18 protein-coding genes are annotated in these 18,090 nt (G+C 63.8%); 13 read left to right on the top strand and 5 right to left on the bottom strand.

Annotated features, from left to right (window positions below):
• The first annotated feature begins 69 nt into the window (after positions 1-69).
• Together bioB and L2A60_RS04800 are read left to right on the top strand one after the other, a co-directional pair.
• Complete coding sequence (bioB, locus tag L2A60_RS04805; protein WP_235703234.1) at positions 70-1,053, top strand: biotin synthase BioB; 984 nt, start codon at positions 70-72, stop codon at positions 1,051-1,053.
• Positions 1,050-2,318, top strand: coding sequence for an adenosylmethionine--8-amino-7-oxononanoate transaminase (locus tag L2A60_RS04800; protein WP_262312102.1), 1,269 nt, complete (start codon positions 1,050-1,052; stop codon positions 2,316-2,318). Before bioB ends, L2A60_RS04800 begins: the two co-directional genes overlap by 4 nt.
• Before the next feature lie 35 nt (positions 2,319-2,353).
• On the opposite strand, the gene L2A60_RS04795 is transcribed toward L2A60_RS04800, so the two are convergent.
• Positions 2,354-3,049 carry a hypothetical protein gene (locus tag L2A60_RS04795; protein ID WP_235703233.1) on the bottom strand — a complete coding sequence of 232 codons (696 nt, stop codon included), beginning with the start codon at positions 3,047-3,049 and terminating at the stop codon, positions 2,354-2,356.
• Between the two features lie 105 nt (positions 3,050-3,154).
• Between L2A60_RS04795 and L2A60_RS04790 the strand changes: the two genes are divergently transcribed.
• The 3 genes from L2A60_RS04790 (at position 3,155) to L2A60_RS04780 (ending at position 5,379) form a co-directional block, all read left to right on the top strand.
• Positions 3,155-3,436, top strand: a complete 282-nt coding sequence (locus L2A60_RS04790) for a hypothetical protein (protein WP_235703232.1) — start codon at positions 3,155-3,157, stop codon at positions 3,434-3,436.
• Positions 3,437-3,639: 203 nt separating this feature from the next.
• Complete coding sequence (locus tag L2A60_RS04785; RefSeq protein WP_235703231.1) at positions 3,640-5,139, top strand: ATP-dependent nuclease; 1,500 nt, start codon at positions 3,640-3,642, stop codon at positions 5,137-5,139.
• Positions 5,140-5,148: 9 nt separating this feature from the next.
• Positions 5,149-5,379, top strand: a complete 231-nt coding sequence (locus L2A60_RS04780; protein WP_235703230.1) for a hypothetical protein — start codon at positions 5,149-5,151, stop codon at positions 5,377-5,379.
• A 180-nt stretch (positions 5,380-5,559) separates the two neighbouring features.
• Here L2A60_RS04780 and L2A60_RS04775 read toward each other — a convergent pair whose 3' ends face one another.
• Together L2A60_RS04775 and L2A60_RS04770 are read right to left on the bottom strand one after the other, a co-directional pair.
• Positions 5,560-6,939: a glutamate--cysteine ligase gene (locus L2A60_RS04775; protein ID WP_235703229.1), complete on the bottom strand. Its 1,380-nt coding sequence runs from the start codon at positions 6,937-6,939 to the stop codon at positions 5,560-5,562.
• A 15-nt stretch (positions 6,940-6,954) separates the two neighbouring features.
• A complete protein-coding gene (locus L2A60_RS04770) occupies positions 6,955-7,671 on the bottom strand; it encodes a 16S rRNA (uracil(1498)-N(3))-methyltransferase (protein ID WP_235703228.1) in 717 nt (238 codons plus the stop codon).
• Between L2A60_RS04770 and ubiA the strand changes: the two genes are divergently transcribed.
• From ubiA to L2A60_RS04740, 6 genes are all read left to right on the top strand, one after another.
• Positions 7,658-8,587 carry a 4-hydroxybenzoate octaprenyltransferase gene (ubiA, locus tag L2A60_RS04765; RefSeq protein ID WP_235703227.1) on the top strand — a complete coding sequence of 310 codons (930 nt, stop codon included), beginning with the start codon at positions 7,658-7,660 and terminating at the stop codon, positions 8,585-8,587. The two genes, L2A60_RS04770 and ubiA, sit on opposite strands and share 14 nt — an antisense overlap.
• Complete coding sequence (locus L2A60_RS04760; RefSeq protein WP_235703226.1) at positions 8,584-9,246, top strand: class I SAM-dependent methyltransferase; 663 nt, start codon at positions 8,584-8,586, stop codon at positions 9,244-9,246. The genes ubiA and L2A60_RS04760 overlap by 4 nt, the downstream gene beginning before the upstream one ends.
• Before the next feature lie 78 nt (positions 9,247-9,324).
• Positions 9,325-9,756 (top strand): succinate dehydrogenase, cytochrome b556 subunit, encoded by a 432-nt coding sequence (sdhC, locus tag L2A60_RS04755; protein ID WP_235703293.1) that lies wholly within the window; start codon positions 9,325-9,327, stop codon positions 9,754-9,756.
• Between the two features lie 32 nt (positions 9,757-9,788).
• A complete protein-coding gene (sdhD, locus tag L2A60_RS04750; protein ID WP_235703225.1) occupies positions 9,789-10,157 on the top strand; it encodes a succinate dehydrogenase, hydrophobic membrane anchor protein in 369 nt (122 codons plus the stop codon).
• 28 nt (positions 10,158-10,185) lie between these two features.
• Positions 10,186-11,997 carry a succinate dehydrogenase flavoprotein subunit gene (sdhA, locus tag L2A60_RS04745; protein WP_235703224.1) on the top strand — a complete coding sequence of 604 codons (1,812 nt, stop codon included), beginning with the start codon at positions 10,186-10,188 and terminating at the stop codon, positions 11,995-11,997.
• 16 nt (positions 11,998-12,013) lie between these two features.
• Entirely contained in the window at positions 12,014-12,796 is a 783-nt protein-coding gene (locus L2A60_RS04740) for a succinate dehydrogenase iron-sulfur subunit (protein WP_235703223.1), read from the top strand.
• Positions 12,797-12,979: 183 nt separating this feature from the next.
• On the opposite strand, the gene L2A60_RS04735 is transcribed toward L2A60_RS04740, so the two are convergent.
• Both L2A60_RS04735 and L2A60_RS04730 read right to left on the bottom strand, forming a co-directional pair.
• Positions 12,980-14,623, bottom strand: a complete 1,644-nt coding sequence (locus L2A60_RS04735) for a sensor histidine kinase (RefSeq protein ID WP_235703222.1) — start codon at positions 14,621-14,623, stop codon at positions 12,980-12,982.
• Positions 14,620-15,321, bottom strand: a complete 702-nt coding sequence (locus L2A60_RS04730; RefSeq protein WP_235703221.1) for a response regulator transcription factor — start codon at positions 15,319-15,321, stop codon at positions 14,620-14,622. The genes L2A60_RS04735 and L2A60_RS04730 overlap by 4 nt, the downstream gene beginning before the upstream one ends.
• A 65-nt stretch (positions 15,322-15,386) precedes the next feature.
• On the opposite strand from L2A60_RS04730, the gene L2A60_RS04725 reads away from it, so the two are divergent.
• Complete coding sequence (locus L2A60_RS04725) at positions 15,387-16,091, top strand: HugZ family pyridoxamine 5'-phosphate oxidase (RefSeq protein WP_235703220.1); 705 nt, start codon at positions 15,387-15,389, stop codon at positions 16,089-16,091.
• A gap of 287 nt (positions 16,092-16,378) precedes the next feature.
• Positions 16,379-18,019, top strand: coding sequence for a phosphoenolpyruvate carboxykinase (locus L2A60_RS04720; RefSeq protein WP_235703219.1), 1,641 nt, complete (start codon positions 16,379-16,381; stop codon positions 18,017-18,019).
• Positions 18,020-18,090: the final 71 nt, after the last annotated feature.

Raw genomic sequence — 18,090 nt, 5'->3', positions numbered from 1 at the left:
CGTCCCTTCACGTGAACGTCGCGGAGGGTTATCAACGGGATCGGTCAACGGGGCAAATCGGAGGTTTCCATGTCGCTCACGCTCGATCCATCGCCCGCCGTTCCCCATGCCGCGACGCGGCAGTCTCCGACGCGAGCCGCGATTGCGGCGACCATGGCGCTGCCGTTGCCCGAACTGATTTTTCGCGCGCAGAGTGTGCATCGCGCGCATTTCAACCCGACCGAGGTGCAGATTTCCACCCTGCTGTCGATCAAGACCGGCGGCTGCCCGGAGGATTGCGGCTATTGCCCGCAGAGTGCCAGTTACGACGCAGGGATTCCGGCCTCGAAACTGATGGATCTCGAACCCGTGCTCGACGCGGCGCGCCGGGCGCGCGATGCCGGCGCCCAGCGCTTCTGCTTGGGTGCGGCGTGGCGTTCGCCGAAGGACCACGATCTCGACCGCGTGGCCGCGATGGTGGAAGGCGTGAAGGCGCTGGGGATGGAAACCTGCGTCACGCTGGGGATGCTGCGGCCCGATCAGGCCGCGCGGCTGAAATCGGCCGGGCTCGACTATTACAACCATAATCTCGACACCTCGCCCGAGTTCTACGGCCGGGTCATCACCACCCGCATTTATCAGGACCGGCTGGATACGCTGGCCGCCGTGCGCGACGCCGGGATTTCGGTGTGTTGCGGCGGGATTATCGGCATGGGCGAAGACCTTGATGACCGGGCCGGGCTGCTCGCCACCCTCGCGGACCTCGACCCGCAACCGGAAAGCGTGCCGATCAACGCGTTGGTCGCGGTGCGCGGCACCAGACTGGGTGACAGCGCGCCGATCGACCCGATCGAGTTCGTGCGCACCATCGCGGCGGCGCGGATCGCGATGCCGAAATCCACCGTGCGGCTTTCGGCGGGGCGGGAAGCCCTGTCGGACGAGGCGCAGGCTTTGTGTTTTCTCGCCGGCGCCAATTCGATTTTCTATGGCGACACGCTGCTGACCACGAGCAACCCGGCGGTCGCGCGCGATAACGCTCTGTTTGAAAAACTCGGGATGACCAGGCGCGCGTGACCGACCCGGACTGGCTCGCGACCGGCTGGAACCATGTCTGGCTGCCCTATGCCCAGATGCACACCGCGCCGATGCCCCTGCCGGTGGTGCGCACCGAGGGCAGCCGGATATTTCTGGCCGATGGACGGGTGCTGATCGACGGCATCGCGTCCTGGTGGACCGCCTGCCACGGCTACAACCATCCGCATATCCGCGCAGCCGTCGCCGAACAGCTTGAAGCGATGCCGCATGTGATGTTCGGCGGCCTGGGGCATGAGCCGGCCTATCGTCTCGCCACGCGGCTTGCCGGACTGATGCCGGATGGGCTGGAGCGGGTGTTTTTCACCGATTCCGGCTCGGTCGCCGTCGAGGTCGCGATGAAGATCGCGGTGCAGGCGCGGCTGAACCGGGGCGAACGGGGCCGGACGAAATTTCTCGCATTTCGCGGCGGCTATCACGGCGACACTTTGGGCACCATGGCCGTGTGTGATCCCGAGGAAGGGATGCACGCGTTGTTTGCCGGGCTGCTGCCCGAGCAGGTAATCGCTCCGCTGCCGCGCGACGATGCTTCCCGAGCGGAATTCGATGCCGTGCTGGAGCGCCATGCACCCGGCCTTGCCGGCATCATCGTCGAGCCCCTTGTGCAGGGCGCGGGCGGCATGGTGTTCCACGATGCCACCGTTTTGCGCCATCTGCGCGATGCCGCCGACCGTTACGGCCTGACCTTGATTTTCGACGAGATTTTTACCGGGTTCGGCCGCACCGGCGCGATGTTCGCGCATCGAACCGCCGGCGTCGCGCCCGATATCGTAACGCTGTCGAAGGCGCTGACCGGCGGCACGTCGCCGCTCGCCGCGACCATCGCGCACCGAGATTTGTTCGACGCCTTCCGGTCCGACGATCCGGCAAAAGCCCTGATGCACGGCCCGACCTTCATGGCCAATCCGCTCGGCTGCGCCGCGGCCAATGCGTCGCTCGACCTGTTCGAGACCGAGGATCGGCTGGGGCAGGCTGGCAGAATCGAGGCGCGGCTGCGCGCCGGGCTGGAACCGTGCCGCTCCATGCCGGGCGTGGTCGATGTGCGGGTGATGGGGGCGATCGGCGTCGTCCAGCTCGATGCGATCGAAAATCCCGCCGCCTTGCGCGCGCGATTGGTCGAGCGCGGCGTCTGGATCAGGCCGTTCCGCGACATCGTCTATCTGACCCCGGCCCTGACGATCGCCGACGATGAACTCGACGCGCTGATCGGCGCGATCGGCGCGGTGCTGGCACGCGCGGCCGCGTGATCCGCCATTCGGCGGTCACGGTGGGACGGCTCGGGTTATTCTGGCTGGCCTGGCGGCGCGCGGCTGCGCCGGTTCGGGGGCGGCATCCAGCGCGTGAGGGTGACTTTCGGGCCGGGCGGCGCGAGCCAGCCGGCGCTCGGGCGAAGGAAGCGCAACGAAGGGTTGGCGGGATTGGCTGGTGTGGGCGGGCGCGGCCTGGGCGGAGTTGCGCAAGGTTCCGGCGATCCGAAGGATCGCTGGAAGCGCAACGAAGGGTTGCGGGGTCTGGGTTTGCGGGGGCGCGCGGGCAGGCGGATGCCGGGCGGTGCGGCGATGCCGAGCATGTGGCAGAGCGGACGGAGGACGCGGCCGAAGCGGGGATCGGCGGCGATCAGGGTTGCGATATCCGGCTGGGAGAGAAAATGGGCGAGGCGGCTGGCGTGGCCGCGAATTTCGTAGCCGCCGGCGGCGGCGAAGCCGAACCGGCACGGCAGGATGGCACGGAGCGCGATTTTCGGGGCGGAACGGCGCTCGCGGGTGGGACGCGGCCCGGGTTTGCGGGGTGGTTCGAGGGCGCCCGCCTCGAATTTCGCGACCAGGGCGGCGAAGCGCGCGGCGAGGCGGCCGAGGCGGGCGTGGATGGCGTGGGCGAAGCCGTTTTTCGGCGGGCCGAACGCGCCGTGATGGCCGCAAGCGGCGACGGCCCCGCGAAGGGCGGTGATGATCCAGACGAATCCGGCGAGCGCCTCCATGAACATAGGTAGAACACGGCGGGCTGGGGGTGGGCAAGCGGGAAGTGTGGCCGATTAGGTGGCGAATGGAGTATGTTCGCAAATGTAGCTACATTCTCGAAGAAGATGCGGAAAAAAGAGCATATCGTGCGCATTACGGCTGACGAGGCCGGTAAGTTGTTGGCAGCGGGCGGCGACAAGACCGACTGGCAGCGGGTAAAAGCGCTGTCGCAGGAGGACGTGGAGCGACTGGCGGATGAGGATGATGGTCCTCTGCCTGAAGGCTGGGAGGATTCGATCAGTTTTGGGTCGCCGGAGCCGAAGAAAGATGTTCATATCCGGCTCGATGCTGCAGTCATATTTCAAGAAATTCGCACCGGTCTCATTCGGCTCCAATCAGTCATTTAGGCGATATACGATCGGAGGAAGGCAATATATTTTCTTTGGCCAATGGCCGGTCATAAATACCGGCCCGCCCCGCTATGACCTCTGCTTGTTGTGAGCTATTGCGCCTAATATTTGGATCCGCCTAAAAGCTCCGAGCCAATGCGTACGTTGAAAGTGGCCAGAGATAGAGCACATGCTCGCGTAGGCGGGCAAGGAGTAATGAATTGTTCAAAAGCGAAGTCAGGGACAGCACAATTAATGCTTTGTTAGAAAAGGCAGGCTCTCGAAACTACGGTCGTTACCTTTCCAAGATTGTCTTGAAGAGGGTCCGCGGCTTCAGTAATGAACCTGTTTCATTCGACTTCCCCGTGACAGCGATAATAGGCCCCAACGGCGGAGGAAAGACTACGGTTCTCGGCGCGGCTGCGTGCGCTTACAAAATTGTCTCTCCCCGACGATTCTTCGCAAAGAGCGGCAAGTATGATGAGAGCATGCAGGATTGGTCCATCGAATATGAGTTGGTAGACCGCTCCATAAATCAGAAGGACATTTTCCGCCGTACAGCGACCTTCAAAAACCATCGTTGGAATCGGGATGCGCCGGAGCGATCAGTTCTGATTTTTGGTGTTTCACGAACGGTGCCTGCGAACGAGCGAAGCGAGTTGCTCCGATGTGCCTCAGGCACGTTTTCTGTCCCAGACAACCAGATCGCTGAATTCCCCAATGTACTTCGAGACGCAGTATCTCGAATCCTTGGAAAGGATGTAACAGGATTCCGACAACTCAAACTACACGCGAATGGCGAGGTGACGCTGCTAACAGGCGTCACAAAGACTGGGACAGGATATTCTGAGTTTCATTTCGGGGCAGGAGAATCCAGTATCATCCGCATGGTGGCAGGCATAGAGGTCGCGGACGATCAAGCTCTGGTTCTGATTGAGGAGATCGAAAACGGCCTGCACCCTGTGGCGACAATTAGGCTCGTTGAATACCTAATCGACGTTGCCGAACGAAAGAAAATGCAAGTTCTATTCACTACCCATTCGAATGAGGCCCTGCAACCTCTTCCGTCGAAGGCAATATGGGTAGCGACCCAGGACCGCATTTTTCAGGGAAAACTTGATGTTCGCTCGCTTCGAGCGATCACTGGGCAAATTGAAACCAAGGCTGTCATTTTTGTCGAAGATCGGTTTACAAAAATCTGGGTTGAGGCCCTTCTTCGGCAGGGGGCCAATTTTCCTGTCGACCATGTGCAAATCCATGCAATGGAAGGTGATGGCACTGCTGTTGCCATGAACACTTACCACAACAAAAATCCGGTCATGGACACGCCCTCTATCTGCATTATCGACGGTGACTCCAAACAAGAGAGCAACGCCGAAAAACGGATCTTCAGATTGCCTGGCGAATCGCCGGAGGCGTATATTTTCGACGCGGTAGTGGAGTCCTGGGATACTATTGGAGGAAAGCTCTCGGTCGCTCTTCTACAACGGTTTGAAAACTCAGATCATGTTAAAAAAACCTGCATAAGTGTACGTCAGCAAACGATGGATCCGCACCTCCTGTTTGCTCACGTGGGGGAGCAGCTTGGCCTGATCCCGGAAACAACTGTAAGCGCAGCATTCGCGAACCTTTGGGCTCAGGCAAACCCTGAAATTGTCGAGAGCCTAATTTCGCCCTTGAGGGACATTCTTCCCGCTGACATTGCGGTCGCCAATATATGAAGCGGTGGAGTGCCTATAGACGAGCAAAAGATGGGTTATCGCGCTTACCTGCTACTCTTTATGCATAATTCACGAATTTCGTTCCAGCTCAACCCCGTAGGCGCGGAGCAAGCTTTTCGGGTGCATATCTCCGGTACGCCGTCTGGTCACGGGTGGTATCGCATTGCCATCGATTTCTTGACGCGAGAGCGAATTCAACAAACGTTTTTTGGCCGCTTTTTTTCAAAAAGCGGTGCTTGATACCAAGCGGCATGGGGATTGGGGCGCCCGGTGGATTGCTTCGATCGCTGCGCGACCTCGCAATGACGGGAAGTATGGATTGCTTCGCTGCGCTCGCGATGGCGGTCGGGGCGCGCGACGATGGATTGCCTCGCCGGCTGACGCCGGCTCGCAATGACGGTCTCCTGTCCGGTGCTGGGTTCAGAACGCGGATTCGGCGAAAATCCGGCCGACATCTCCATTCCACGCGCCATGATAGCGGCAAAGCCAATGCTCCGCCTGGGTCGGTGCGCCGTCGGCGATCGCCTGCAAGGGGGCGAGATAGATGCGCTCGTCCTCACCCGCCGCGTTCAGCATGGCGCGCGCGCGCAACCCTTCCGCCGCGATCGCCACGACATCGCGGCCGAAATCGCGCAGCGTGCCGGCGCCGAACTTGATGTCGAGCCCGCTTTTCGGCACCGCCTCGCGCAGCGCGATCAGATCGTCATAGGCGATGTCGCGAATCAGCGCGTAAGCGGCGTTCAGCGCCGCATCGTCATAAAACAACCCGGCCCAGAGCGCGGGCTGCGCCATCAGCATCGCCGGATTTCCGGAATCGGCCCCGCGCGTCTCGATGAAGCGCTTGAGCCGAACCTCGGGAAAGGCGGTGGTGGAATGGTCGGCGAAATCGCCGATCGTCGGTACCTGGCCTTCGAAACCGGCGAGCCGGCCGGCCATGAAATCGCGGAACGAGTGGCCCGACACATCGATATAGGCGCCGTCGCGATAGACGAAATACATCGGCACATCGAGCAGGTAATCGGCGTAGCGCTCGAAGCCGAAACCGTCCTCGAACACCATGCGCGGAATGCCGGCGCGGGCATTGTCGGTGTCGAGCCAGGTATAGGCGCGGTTCGATAACAGGCCGTCAGGGTGGCCCTCGCGGAACGGGCTGTTGGCGAACAGGGCCGTCGCCAGCGGCTGCAGCGCGTAGCCGACGCGCAGCTTGCGCACCATATCGGCTTCGGAGGAAAAATCGAGATTGGCCTGCACGGTGCAGGTACGCAGCATCATGTCGAACCCGCGCGTCCCCACGCGCGGCATGTGCGCGCGCATGATCGCGTAGCGGCCCTTGGGCATCCAGTCGAAATCCTCGCGCCGGGCGGTCGGGTGAAAGCCGAGCGGCGCGAAGCCGAGACCGAGGCGCGGGCCGACCCGGCGGACGCGGGCAAGATGCGTGTCGATCTCGGCCTTGGTGTCGTGCAGGCTGGCGAGTGCTGCCCCCGACAATTCGAACTGGCCGCCCGGCTCCAGCGAAATCGAGAAGCCTGGGCCGTTCAGGCCGATCGGCTGGCCGCGATCGAGAATCGGGGTCAGCCCTTCATCGGCCGCGATCATCTCCAGAAGGTCGCGGATGCCGCCGGGATTGGCTCGGGACGCCGCATAGGGCGGCGGCGCATGGTCGGTCAGACGGAAGCCGAAGCTTTCGTGCTCGGTGCCGACGCGAAACGCTTCATGCGGCTTGCAGCCGGCCTCGAACCATGCGGCGAGCTGGCGCGGCGACGTGATCGGCGTAGCGTCAGCCTCTCCTGGATTGGACAAGTGCTGCTCCTGAACTCAGTCTGTTTCGGGTGACGCAAGCATGCGCGCGAGCCCGGCAATGGCGGCGGTTTCGGCGCGCAGGACGCGCGGCCCGAGTGAAACAATCGTAACAAAGGCACGACGGGAGAGAACGTCAAGCTCCGCCGGCGCAAACCCGCCCTCGGGGCCAACCAGGAGAGCTACGGGTTGAAATGGAGGAACCATTACCAAGGAGGGGGCTTGCGCCCGCTCGGCCGCGACGAACAAACGCCGTTCGGGCGGCCATGTCTCGATCAGGCGGAACAGATCAACCGACGAACGGATGTCCGGTACCGATAGGCGCTCCGACTGCTCGGCCGCCTCGGTCGCGATCGCCGCGAACCGTTCGAGGTTCACCCGCGCCGTCTGGCTGCGGTCGGTGAAAACCGGGTGGATCGCCGAGACGCCGAGTTCGGTGGCTTTTTCGATGATCAGATCGCTCGCATCGCGCTTGACCGGAGCAAAGCAGAGCCAGCAATCCGGCTCTCTCTCTTGCGCACGGGCCTGGCGCGTGATGGCAAGCCGGGCGCTCCGCCGGCCGATCGATTCGATCGTGGCGTCGAACTCGCCATCGGCGCCGTTGAAGACGCGCAGCGCATCGCCCGCCCGGCGCCGCATCACATGGGCGAGGTAGTGCGCTTGCGCGGCGGTTGTGGCAATCACGCAATCCCGCGCGAGCGGCACCGGAACGTAGAGACGGATGATCGAGCCCATGGCGGATGGTCTATCAGCAGATCGGCGATTCACCGATATCAGGGCGGGCGGCTGGGTCGCCCGCCTGCCGCCGCGCGCCCGGCCCTTCGCGCTGCTGGCGCGGCTGGACCGGCCGATCGGCGCGTGGCTGCTGTTCCTGCCGGGGCTATGGAGCATATTGCTCGCGCGGCAGGGATTCTGGTTCAGCCTGTACCTGATCGCGCTGTTCGGCGTGGGCGCGGTGACGATGCGCTCGGCAGGCTGCGTGGTGAACGATCTGTGGGACCGCGAACTCGACCGGCGGGTCGCGCGCACCGCCGGCCGGCCGCTCGCTTCCGGCGCGATCTCGGTGCCGGGCGCACTGATATTCCTGGTGGTTTTGCTGGCGATCGGCCTCGGTATTCTGCTGCTGCTCGATCGCCCGGCCAAAATCCTGGGCATCGTTTCGCTGCTGCTGATCGCGCTGTACCCCGCCGCGAAACGGGTGACGTTCTGGCCACAGGTGATGCTCGGCGTGACCTTCGGCTGGGGCGCGCCGCTGGGCTACGCGGCGGCGCATGGCGGGCTCGGCTGGCCGGTTCTGCCGCTCTACGCCGCCACGATTCTGTGGATTCTCGGCTACGACACGATCTATGCGCATCAGGACCGCGAGGATGACGCGATGGTCGGGATCAAATCCACCGCGTTGCTGTTCGGCGGGCAGACACGGCGGTTTCTGATGGTCTGCTATGCGGGAACGATCGTGCTCCTTCTGATCGCGTTCGCGCTCGCCGGAATCGGCACTCTGGGGATGATCGCGCTGGCGCTACCCGGCGCCCTGCTCGCCTGGCAGATCGCGACCCTCGATATCGACGATCCGGCGCGATGCCTCGCCCTGTTCAAGCTCAACCGCGAAGTCGGACTACTGGTGGCGCTTGCGATCCTGTTCGGCCGATGAAGCCGCCGGACGACCCGCACGCCTTTATTCGTGCGGCAACCCTATTTGCCGCACCCGCGCTGGTGCCTGAAATCGGGCTGTATCTCGCCAGCGAAATAACCCCGATCTGGCAGGCAACCGAAACCTTCCTGACCGAAACCGGCATCGCCCCGCCTTATTGGGCTTTCGCATGGCCGGGGTCGATCGCGCTGGCACGGCATATGCTCGATCACCCGGAACTGGTGCGCGGCAAGCGCGTGGTCGATTTCGCGTCGGGTTCCGGTCTCGCCGCGATCGCCGCCGCGCTGGCGGGCGCCGTTCATGTCACGGCGATCGACATCGACCCGCTCGCGGGGGCGGCGATCGGGCTGAACGCCGCTGAAAACCATATGGCCGTCGAGGTCGCGATCGGCGATGCGGTCGGGACGGCGCTGACCGCCGATGTCATTCTGTGCGGGGATATCTGCTATGAGGCGCCGATGACCCGGCATATCTGGCCGTGGCTCCAAGGCTGCGCCGCGCATGCCGAGGTATGGATCGCCGATCCAGGTCGCGCCTACGTGCCGCGCGAGGGCTTGATCGAGTTCGCACGCTATGCGGTGCCGACCACGGCGGAGCTGGAAAGCCGCACCTCGCGCGATGCCGTGCTCTATAGGGTGACCCGCCTGCCCTTCAATTGACCCTGGCCAAACCGGGCAGTAAGCAGACGCAGCATTTCGATAGTCTTTCCAAACAGCGACAAAGAGGTGGTGAACATCATGCAGGATGTGCGTGAAGCCTTCATGCAAGGGCGCAACTCCACCGGGGCTATGGTCCAACGGCCGCTATCCCCGCATCTGCAGATCTATCGCCCGCAGATCTCTTCGACTCTCTCGATTTTTCACCGCATTGCCGGCATCGCTCTTTCGGGCGGCGCCGTGCTGCTCTCGCTCTGGCTGGCGGCGGCGGCGGCCTCGCCCAGCGCCTTCGCCGTCGCGCAATCGCTGGCCGATTCGATTCTCGGCATGATCGTCCTGTTTGGCTTCACCCTCGCTTTGTTCTATCATTTCTGCAACGGAATTCGGCATCTGCTGTGGGATGCGGGCTATGGATACGACCTGCCCACGATGCACCGCACCGGCTATGCCGTGCTGATCTGCAGCGTGGGGCTGACGGTGATTTTCTGGTTCATCGGTCTGGTGGTCGGGTGAGCGGCATGGGCAATGCAAAATCGATCAAAATCATGCGTTCCTCGCTGGGGCGGGCGCGCGGCCTGGGCTCGGCCAAATCCGGGGTCGGGCATTGGTGGGCGCAGCGCCTGACCGCGATCGCGCTGCTGCCGCTTTCGCTCTATTTCGTTTTGTCGGTTCTGCTGCTCGACGGCGCCAACCAGGCGGCGATGCAGCGCTACATGGCCGAACCCTGGAACGGGGTTTTGTTCCTCGCCCTGATTTTCGCGCTGTTCCATCATCTGCGGCTGGGGTTGCAGGTGGTCATCGAGGACTACATCCATACCGAAGCCAAGCGGCTCGCAGCCCTGCTGGCGATGCGGGCCGCCGTGGTCTTTTTCGGCATTCTCGCCGCGCTCTCGGTCCTGAAACTGACGTTCTGACAGCAATTCCCGACAGGATATATTCGCGATGAACGTAATGTCGAAGCCGTCCCTTGGCGCCTATACCATCATCGATCATACCTACGACGTCGTTGTCGTCGGTGCCGGCGGATCGGGGTTGCGCGCGACCCTCGGCATGGGTCAGGCCGGGCTGAAAACCGCCTGCATCAGCAAGGTTTTCCCGACCCGCAGCCATACCGTCGCCGCCCAGGGCGGCATCGGCGCGGCACTCGGCAACATGGAGCCGGACGACTGGCGCTGGCACATGTACGATACGGTGAAAGGGTCGGACTGGCTCGGCGACCAGGACGCGATCGAATATATGTGCCGGGAAGCGATTCCGGCGATCTACGAGCTTGAACATTTCGGCGTGCCGTTCAGCCGCACCGAGGATGGCCGGATTTATCAGCGGCCGTTCGGCGGCCATATGAAAGACTATGGCAAGGAGCCGGTGCGCCGCGCCTGCGCCGCCGCCGACCGCACGGGGCACGCGATCCTGCACACGCTGTATCAGCAGAGCCTGAAACAGGATGTGGAGTTCTTCGTCGAATATTTCGCGACCGACCTCATCATGGACGACGAAGGCGCCTGCCGCGGCGTGATGGCGTGGTGCCTGGAGGACGGCACGATCCACCGCTTCCGCGCGCAGATGGTGGTGCTGGCGACCGGCGGTTACGGCCGCGCCTATCTCTCCTGCACCTCGGCGCATACCTGCACCGGCGATGGCGGCGGCATGGCGCTGCGGGCGGGACTGCCAATGCAGGACATGGAGTTCGTGCAGTTCCACCCGACCGGCATTTTCCCGGCGGGCTGCCTGATCACCGAAGGCGCGCGCGGCGAAGGCGGCTATCTGACCAATTCGGAAGGCGAACGCTTCATGGAGCGCTACGCACCGACCGCGAAAGACCTCGCCTCGCGCGACGTGGTGTCCCGCTCGATGACCATCGAGATCATGGAGGGTCGCGGCTGCGGCCCGAACAAGGACCATATCCTGCTGCATCTGGAGGGGCTGAAGCCCGAGCAGTTGCACGAGCGTCTGCCCGGCATTTCGGAAACGGCACGGGTGTTCGCCGGCGTGGATGTGACCAGGGCGCCGATCCCGGTGCTGCCGACCGTGCATTACAACATGGGCGGGATTCCGACGAACTACCGCGCCGAGGTGCTGCGCCCGACCAGGGACGACCCGGAAGCGATCGTCCCCGGCCTGATGGCGGTAGGCGAAGCGGCCTGCGTTTCGGTGCACGGCGCCAACCGGCTGGGCACCAATTCGCTGCTCGACCTTGTGGTCTTCGGCCGGGCGGCGGCGCATCAGGCGGCGAAAATCGTCACCTCCGGCGCATCGCAGGCCGATCTTCCGGCGCGCGCGGGGGAAGCCTCGCTCGACCGGCTGGATGCCACGCGCCATGCCAAGGGCGACACGACGGTCGCTTCCCTGCGCGACACCATGCAGCGTACCATGCAGAACCATGCGGCGGTGTTCCGCAATTCCAGGACGCTGAAGGAAGGTGCCGACAAGATGTCCGCGCTTTGGCACGGGCTAGGGGATGTCAGCGTCGCCGATCGCGGGTTGATCTGGAATTCCGACCTGATGGAGGCGCTGGAATTGCAGAATCTGATGGGCAATGCGCTGGTCACCATGGTCTCGGCCGAGGCGCGCCACGAAAGCCGGGGTGCCCATGCGCATGACGACTATCCCGAGCGCGACGATCATGAATGGATGAAGCACACGCTGGCCCATTGCACGACGGAAGGGGCGGTGTCGCTCGATTACCGCCCGGTGCGGATGCAGACCCTCACCAACGACGTTTCCGTTTTCCCGCCCAAGAAGCGCGTGTACTGACAAGAGGTTCCGAACCATGGCCGAACTGACCCTCCCGAAGAACAGCCGCGTCGGAAAAGGCAAGACCCACAAGGCGCCTGCCGGCGCCAAACGGGTCAAGGCGTTTCAGGTCTATCGCTGGAACCCGGACGATGGCGGCAATCCGCACACCGATACCTACGAGATCGATCTCGATGCGTGCGGCCCGATGGTTCTGGACGCGCTGATCAAGATCAAGAACGAGATCGATCCGACTCTCACCTTCCGCCGCTCCTGCCGCGAGGGCATCTGCGGTTCGTGCTCGATGAACATCGACGGCACCAACACCCTCGCCTGCCTCAAACCGATCGAGGAGGTGAAGGCGGACGTGAAGATCAACCCGCTGCCGCACATGCCGGTGGTGAAGGATTTGGTGCCGGACCTTACCCTGGCCTACGCGCAGTATCGCTCGATCGAGCCGTGGCTACAGGCGGAGACCGCGCCGCCCCCGGATGTCGAGCGGCGGCAGAGCGTCGAGGAACGCGCCGAGTTGGACGGCATGTGGGAGTGCATCCTGTGCTTCTGCTGCACCACCTCCTGCCCGTCCTACTGGTGGAACGGCGACCGCTATCTGGGGCCGGCCGTGCTGCTCGCCGCCTACCGCTGGATCGCCGACAGCCGCGACGAAGCCACCGGCAAGCGGCTGGATGCGCTGGAGGACCCGTTCAAGCTATACCGGTGCCACACGATCATGAACTGCACGCAGACTTGTCCGAAGGGGCTGAACCCGGCGAAGGCGATCGGGAAGATCAAGGAGTTGATGGTCGAAAGGCAGGGGTAACTGCGTTGCCCTGAGCCACTTCACCCGCGCGGCGATGGATTGCTTCGGTCGCTGCGCGACCTCGCAATGACGGGTGGGGGAGTTGTTGGCCTATCCGCGAGGCAGGCGGATCACGAATCGGGCGGCGATGGATTGCTTCGGTCGCTGCGCGACCTCGCAATGACGGGTGGGGGAGTTGTTGGCCTATCCGCGAGGCAGGCGGATCACGAATCGGGCGCCGATGATCGCGCCCGTCGCGTTGCGGCGGTTTTCGGCCATGATCCGGCCCTGATGCGCCTCGACGATCTGGCGCGAGATTGACAATCCCAGCCCGGAATGGCTGCCGAAACTCTCCGATTGCGGGCGTTCCGAATAGAACCGATCGAAGATGTGGTCGAGCTTGGCGTCGGGAATGCCCGGCCCTTCATCCTCGATCGCGAGTTCGATGGTGCTGCCGGTCTCGCGGCCACGCAGCCAGATTTTGCCTTGGGCCGGGCTGAACGAGACGGCGTTGCCGATCAGGTTGCGCAGCACCTGAACCAGCCGCCCCTCCGCGCCGCGCACCACCAAGCCGGCTTTCGGCGCATCGAGCACCATCACCGGATCGTCCGGCTTGCGCGTGGCGTCGTGGATTTCGGCGAGCGTCGCCAGGATCGGCGCGAGATCGACCGGCGCCAGGGCAGTGCGCGACATTTCCGAATCGAGGCGCGAGGCGTCGCTGATGTCGGAGATCAGCCGGTCGAGGCGCTGCACGTCCTGGGCGATGATGTCGAACATCCGCGCCGCGCGGACCGGATCGTCCATCCGCCGGATGGTTTCGATCGCCGAGCGGATCGAGGAGAGCGGATTCTTGATTTCGTGGGCGACATCGGCGGCGAACCGTTCGATCGCGTCCATCCGCGCCCATAAAGCGCGCGCCGAGGCTTCCAGCGCGCGGGCCAGCGCGCCGATTTCATCCTCGCGCGCGGCGATCGGCGCCGGCACCGGCTCGGCCAGCGCCGTCCTGCCCTCGCGCAGCCGCCCCGCCGAATCCGCGAGCCGGAGCAGCGGGGTCGCGATGGTCCGTGCCAGATAGGCCGACAGCAGAACGGTCAGCGCCAGCGCCAGAACGAACAGGCCGAGGATCGAAACCCGGATCGCGAATACCGCGCGATCGACCCCGCTCGCCTCGCGGGTCAGCAACACCACCCCGACGGAATGCTTCGAACGGACAATCGGCTCTGCCACCGTGATCAGCAGTCGCCCGTCCGGCGCGCGGCGAATATAGGGCGGTGCCTGATGCTTGTGCGGAATGCTGGTCAGGCGCAGCGCCTCGCGCACGCTGGGCTGCCAGCCAAGCCCGGCGGCGGCACCGCCCGAACCGGCGGGTACCCCGTCCGGGTTGGGCAGGAAGGCGAGAAACTGGTCGTAGACGAAACTGACCACGCGCGCGAAATCCCCGCGCGGCTGAACCGCCGGCAAGGGCTCGGTAATGATCGCGCCGCCCGGTCCCTGGCGGATGCGCGAATTCGCGATCACCTGCCCGTCCGACCCGTAGATCAGCGCCTGGGCGTTCGGCGTCGGTTCGATCAGCCGATAGAGCAGCGGCCGCGCAAGGTCCGGGTTGAGCGCGGGCTGGTTGGCCGCATTCGGCTGCACCGCCGATTCGGCCAGCGCGCCCGCATAAATGCGCGCCTGCTCGCGCAGCGCGGTGACCTCGGCGGTGAGCAATCCATGCTGGTACTGGTCGAGATAGAGCAGCGCCGCGACGATCAGGGCCAGCGGGAGGGCATTGACCAGCAGAATCCGGCGCAGCAGCGGCGACAGCCGCGCCCGCCGCCGCCGTGCCGGGGAAGTCGCTTCGCTCATGACTCCTTGTAACGATAGCCGATGCCGTAGAGCGTCTCGATCTGGTCGAATTCCTCGTCCGTCGCTCTGAACTTCCGCCGCAGGCGCTTGATGTGGCTGTCGATGGTACGGTCATCGACATAGACGTTCTCGCCATAGGCCGCATCGATGAGCTGGTCGCGGGATTTGACCATGCCCGGCCGCGCCGCCAGCGCCTTGACCAGCAGGAATTCGGTGACGGTGAGCTGGATATCCTGACTTTTCCAGAGGCATTGATGCTTCGTCTCATCCAGGGTGAGATGGCCGCGCGCGATCACCCCGGTCGGTACGACGCCCGATCCTTCGGCGCGGCTCGTTTCGTTGCGGCGCAGCAGGGTGCGAATCCGCTCCAGCAGAAGACGCTGGCTGAACGGCTTGGTGATGTAGTCGTCCGCGCCGAGACGCAGCCCCATCAGTTCGTCGAGTTCGTCGTCCTTGCTGGTCAGGAAAATCACCGGCATCGCCGAGCGGGCACGGAGGCGCTGGAGCAGTTCCATGCCGTCCATGCGGGGCATCTTGATGTCGAGCACCGCGAGATCGACCGGCCGCGCCATCAGCCCCTGCAGGGCGGATTCGCCGTCGGTATAGGTGCGGACCAGGAATCCTTCCTGCTCCAGCGTCATCTGCACGCTTTCCAGGATATTGCGGTCGTCGTCGACCAGGGCGATGGTATGTTTCATGGTTTTTGCTTCGCAGAGGCTTAATCGCAACTTTCTCGCCGTGACGTGACCGGAATATGAGGACAATGCAAGACCTCGCCGAACCGCCCGACGATATCCACCGCGAGGCGCGGCTGATTCTGCGCGCCGCGCGCGCCGGCAGTCTCGCGGTGATCGAGGATGGCGCGCCGATGATCGCGCTGGTCACCCCGGCGATCGCGCTCGACGGCACACCGCTGATCCTGCTCTCGCGGCTCTCGGCGCATACCAGGGCGCTTGATGCCGATGGCCGCTGCGCGCTGATGGTCGCGGGTGCCGCCACGGAGCGCAATCCGCAGACCAGCCCGCGCCTGTCCCTGACCTGCCGAGCCGCGCGCAGCGACGCGGCCGCGGATCGGGCACGCTATCTCGCGATCCACCCCTATGCCGCATTCTATGCCGGTTTCACCGATTTCGGGATATTCCGGCTGGAAATCCTTACCGCCCGCTATGTCGGCGGCTTCGCCCGCGCGGCGGCGCTCGACCCGGCCAGGCTTGCGCCGGGTGCCGAGGCTTTGCGCGACGGCGAGGCCAATGCGGCCGCGATCGCGTCGTTGAATCGGGATCGGGCACAGGCGCTCGATGCGATCGCCCGGCGCCATGGCGGCAGCGGAGCCGGCTGGCGGGTTGTCGCCCTCGATCCAGACGGCTTCGATCTCGCGCGGGACGATATCGTGTTCCGGGTGCCGTTTCGCCGGACATTGCGCCAATATGCCGATTCTCAACACGAAATTGCTGGATTCGGTGCCTGATAGCATAATTGAGTTTCCGGTGGCGTCATTGTGTTTTCGTTTTCCGGTTTGGAAAAACCCGAAACCCCGTCCATATAGGGAAACTTCGACACCCGAGATGCTAGTGTGGTGGTTCTGAAGTTCCTACGCATATGCGGCGGCGATTTTAGGAACTTCAGAACCAAAAACCACACTAGAATCAAATGTTTGCTAGTGTCCCGATTCGGAAGTTCGTAAGGTGCTGGTTTGAACGACAACGAACTTCCGAATCGGGACACTAGACGCCCAAGAGACACCAAAGGAAAGAGATGTTCGACGTGAACGCGAATGGCCTCGACTCCCTGAAACACGATCATGCGGCGCATCAGACAACGATCCTGACCGGAACCGGCGTACGCCGGGTCGCCGAACTTCACGCCAATCTGACACCGCCGAGCCTGGTTGCCCATGCCTTGCGCCGTGGCGAAGCCAGACTCTCGGCCGATGGCGCGCTCCTGGTGCAGACCGGCGTGCATACCGGGCGCTCGGTCGCCGACAAATTCGTGGTCGATGAGCCGGGCGTGACCCGCGATATCTGGTGGGGCAAGGTCAACCAGAAACTCTCGGCCGGGCACTTCGCCACGCTCAAGGGTCGGGTGCAGGCCTATCTGCAGAACCGGGAGGTGTTCACCCAGGATCTGTTCGCCGGAGCCGATCCGAAAAACCGGGTTCGGGTGCGTCTGATCACCACCAATGCCTGGCAGGCACTGTTCGCCCGCAACATGTTCATCCGCCCGAAAACCGAGGAACTGGCCGGATTCGAACCCGATTACGTCATTCTGCACGCGCCGGAGTTCGAGGCCGATCCCGAGATCGACGGGGTTCGATCCAGCACCGCCATCGCGCTGTCCTTCGCGGAGCGGTTGATCGTGATCGCCGGCACCAAGTATGCCGGCGAGATCAAGAAATCGATTTTTACCGTGATGAACTGGCTGCTGCCGGAGCGCGGCGTTCTGCCGATGCATTGCAGCGCCAATATCGGCAGGAACGAGGATGTGGCTCTGTTTTTCGGCCTGTCGGGCACCGGCAAGACCACGCTCTCCTCAGATCCCGAGCGACGGCTGATCGGCGATGACGAACATGGCTGGGGACCGAACGGCGTGTTCAATTTCGAGGGCGGCTGCTACGCCAAGGTGATCGACCTTTCGGCCGAGGCCGAACCCGAGATTTTCGCCGCCAGCCACCGCTTCGGCACGGTGCTGGAAAACGTGGTGGCCGATCCTTGCGGCGTGGTCGATCTTGCCGATCGCACGCTCACCGAGAATACCCGTTCCTGCTACCCGATCGAGTACATCCCGAATGTCGAACTGTCCGGGCGCGGCGGCCAGCCGAAACACGTGGTCATGCTGACCGCCGATGCATTCGGCGTGCTGCCGCCGATCGCGAAACTCACCGCCTCGCAGGCAATGTATCATTTTCTCTCCGGCTACACGGCGAAAGTCGCGGGCACCGAAAAAGGGCTCGGCAAGGAACCGCAAGCCACGTTCTCGACCTGTTTCGGCGCGCCATTCCTGCCGCGCCACCCCAAGGTATATGGCGAATTACTCGCGAAACTCATCGCCGAGCACAACGTGTCGTGCTGGCTGGTCAATACCGGCTGGACCGGCGGCGCCTATGGCACTGGCAAGCGCATGGCGATCAGGCACACAAGAGCGCTGCTCAACGCGGCCCTGTCCGGCGCGCTGGAGGGGGCAAAATTCCGGCCCGATTCGGCATTCGGGCTGATGATTCCCGAAGCGGTTGAGGGCGTGCCGGCGAGCGTGCTCGATCCGCGCACGGCCTGGACCGACAAGGCAGCCTATGACCGGCAGGCGGCCGAGCTGGTCGGGCGGTTCGAGACGAATTTCGCCAATTTCGCCGATCTGGTGGACGACGACATCCGCAACGCGGCGATCCGGTCGGCGGCATAATTCAGGCGCGCGGCCTGTCATCGAAACTTCATCGCGGCGATCTTCCGTGAGACGATCGGTTCGGTCATGGA

Origin of the sequence: Acidiphilium iwatense (assembly GCF_021556475.1) — a bacterium.
Classification (GTDB): Bacteria; Pseudomonadota; Alphaproteobacteria; order Acetobacterales; family Acetobacteraceae; genus Acidiphilium; species Acidiphilium iwatense.
Note: the sequence above shows the minus strand (reverse complement) of the source record. Positions and strands in the feature narration are given on the sequence as shown.

What these genes read in the sequence shown, in the direction of transcription:
- L2A60_RS04770 (WP_235703228.1), bottom strand. Translation starts at nt 7,671, where the DNA reads ATGGGCTCGATCATCCGTCTCTACGTTCCGGTGCCGCTCGCGCGGGAT.
- L2A60_RS04730 (WP_235703221.1), bottom strand. Translation starts at nt 15,321, where the DNA reads ATGAAACATACCATCGCCCTGGTCGACGACGACCGCAATATCCTGGAA.
- L2A60_RS04720 (WP_235703219.1), top strand. Translation starts at nt 16,379, where the DNA reads ATGTTCGACGTGAACGCGAATGGCCTCGACTCCCTGAAACACGATCAT.
- sdhC (WP_235703293.1), top strand. Translation starts at nt 9,325, where the DNA reads ATGCAGGATGTGCGTGAAGCCTTCATGCAAGGGCGCAACTCCACCGGG.
- sdhA (WP_235703224.1), top strand. Translation starts at nt 10,186, where the DNA reads ATGAACGTAATGTCGAAGCCGTCCCTTGGCGCCTATACCATCATCGAT.
- L2A60_RS04795 (WP_235703233.1), bottom strand. Translation starts at nt 3,049, where the DNA reads ATGGAGGCGCTCGCCGGATTCGTCTGGATCATCACCGCCCTTCGCGGG.
- L2A60_RS04725 (WP_235703220.1), top strand. Translation starts at nt 15,387, where the DNA reads ATGCAAGACCTCGCCGAACCGCCCGACGATATCCACCGCGAGGCGCGG.
- bioB (WP_235703234.1), top strand. Translation starts at nt 70, where the DNA reads ATGTCGCTCACGCTCGATCCATCGCCCGCCGTTCCCCATGCCGCGACG.
- ubiA (WP_235703227.1), top strand. Translation starts at nt 7,658, where the DNA reads ATGATCGAGCCCATGGCGGATGGTCTATCAGCAGATCGGCGATTCACC.
- L2A60_RS04790 (WP_235703232.1), top strand. Translation starts at nt 3,155, where the DNA reads ATGCGGAAAAAAGAGCATATCGTGCGCATTACGGCTGACGAGGCCGGT.
- sdhD (WP_235703225.1), top strand. Translation starts at nt 9,789, where the DNA reads ATGCGTTCCTCGCTGGGGCGGGCGCGCGGCCTGGGCTCGGCCAAATCC.
- L2A60_RS04740 (WP_235703223.1), top strand. Translation starts at nt 12,014, where the DNA reads ATGGCCGAACTGACCCTCCCGAAGAACAGCCGCGTCGGAAAAGGCAAG.
- L2A60_RS04760 (WP_235703226.1), top strand. Translation starts at nt 8,584, where the DNA reads ATGAAGCCGCCGGACGACCCGCACGCCTTTATTCGTGCGGCAACCCTA.
- L2A60_RS04735 (WP_235703222.1), bottom strand. Translation starts at nt 14,623, where the DNA reads ATGAGCGAAGCGACTTCCCCGGCACGGCGGCGGCGGGCGCGGCTGTCG.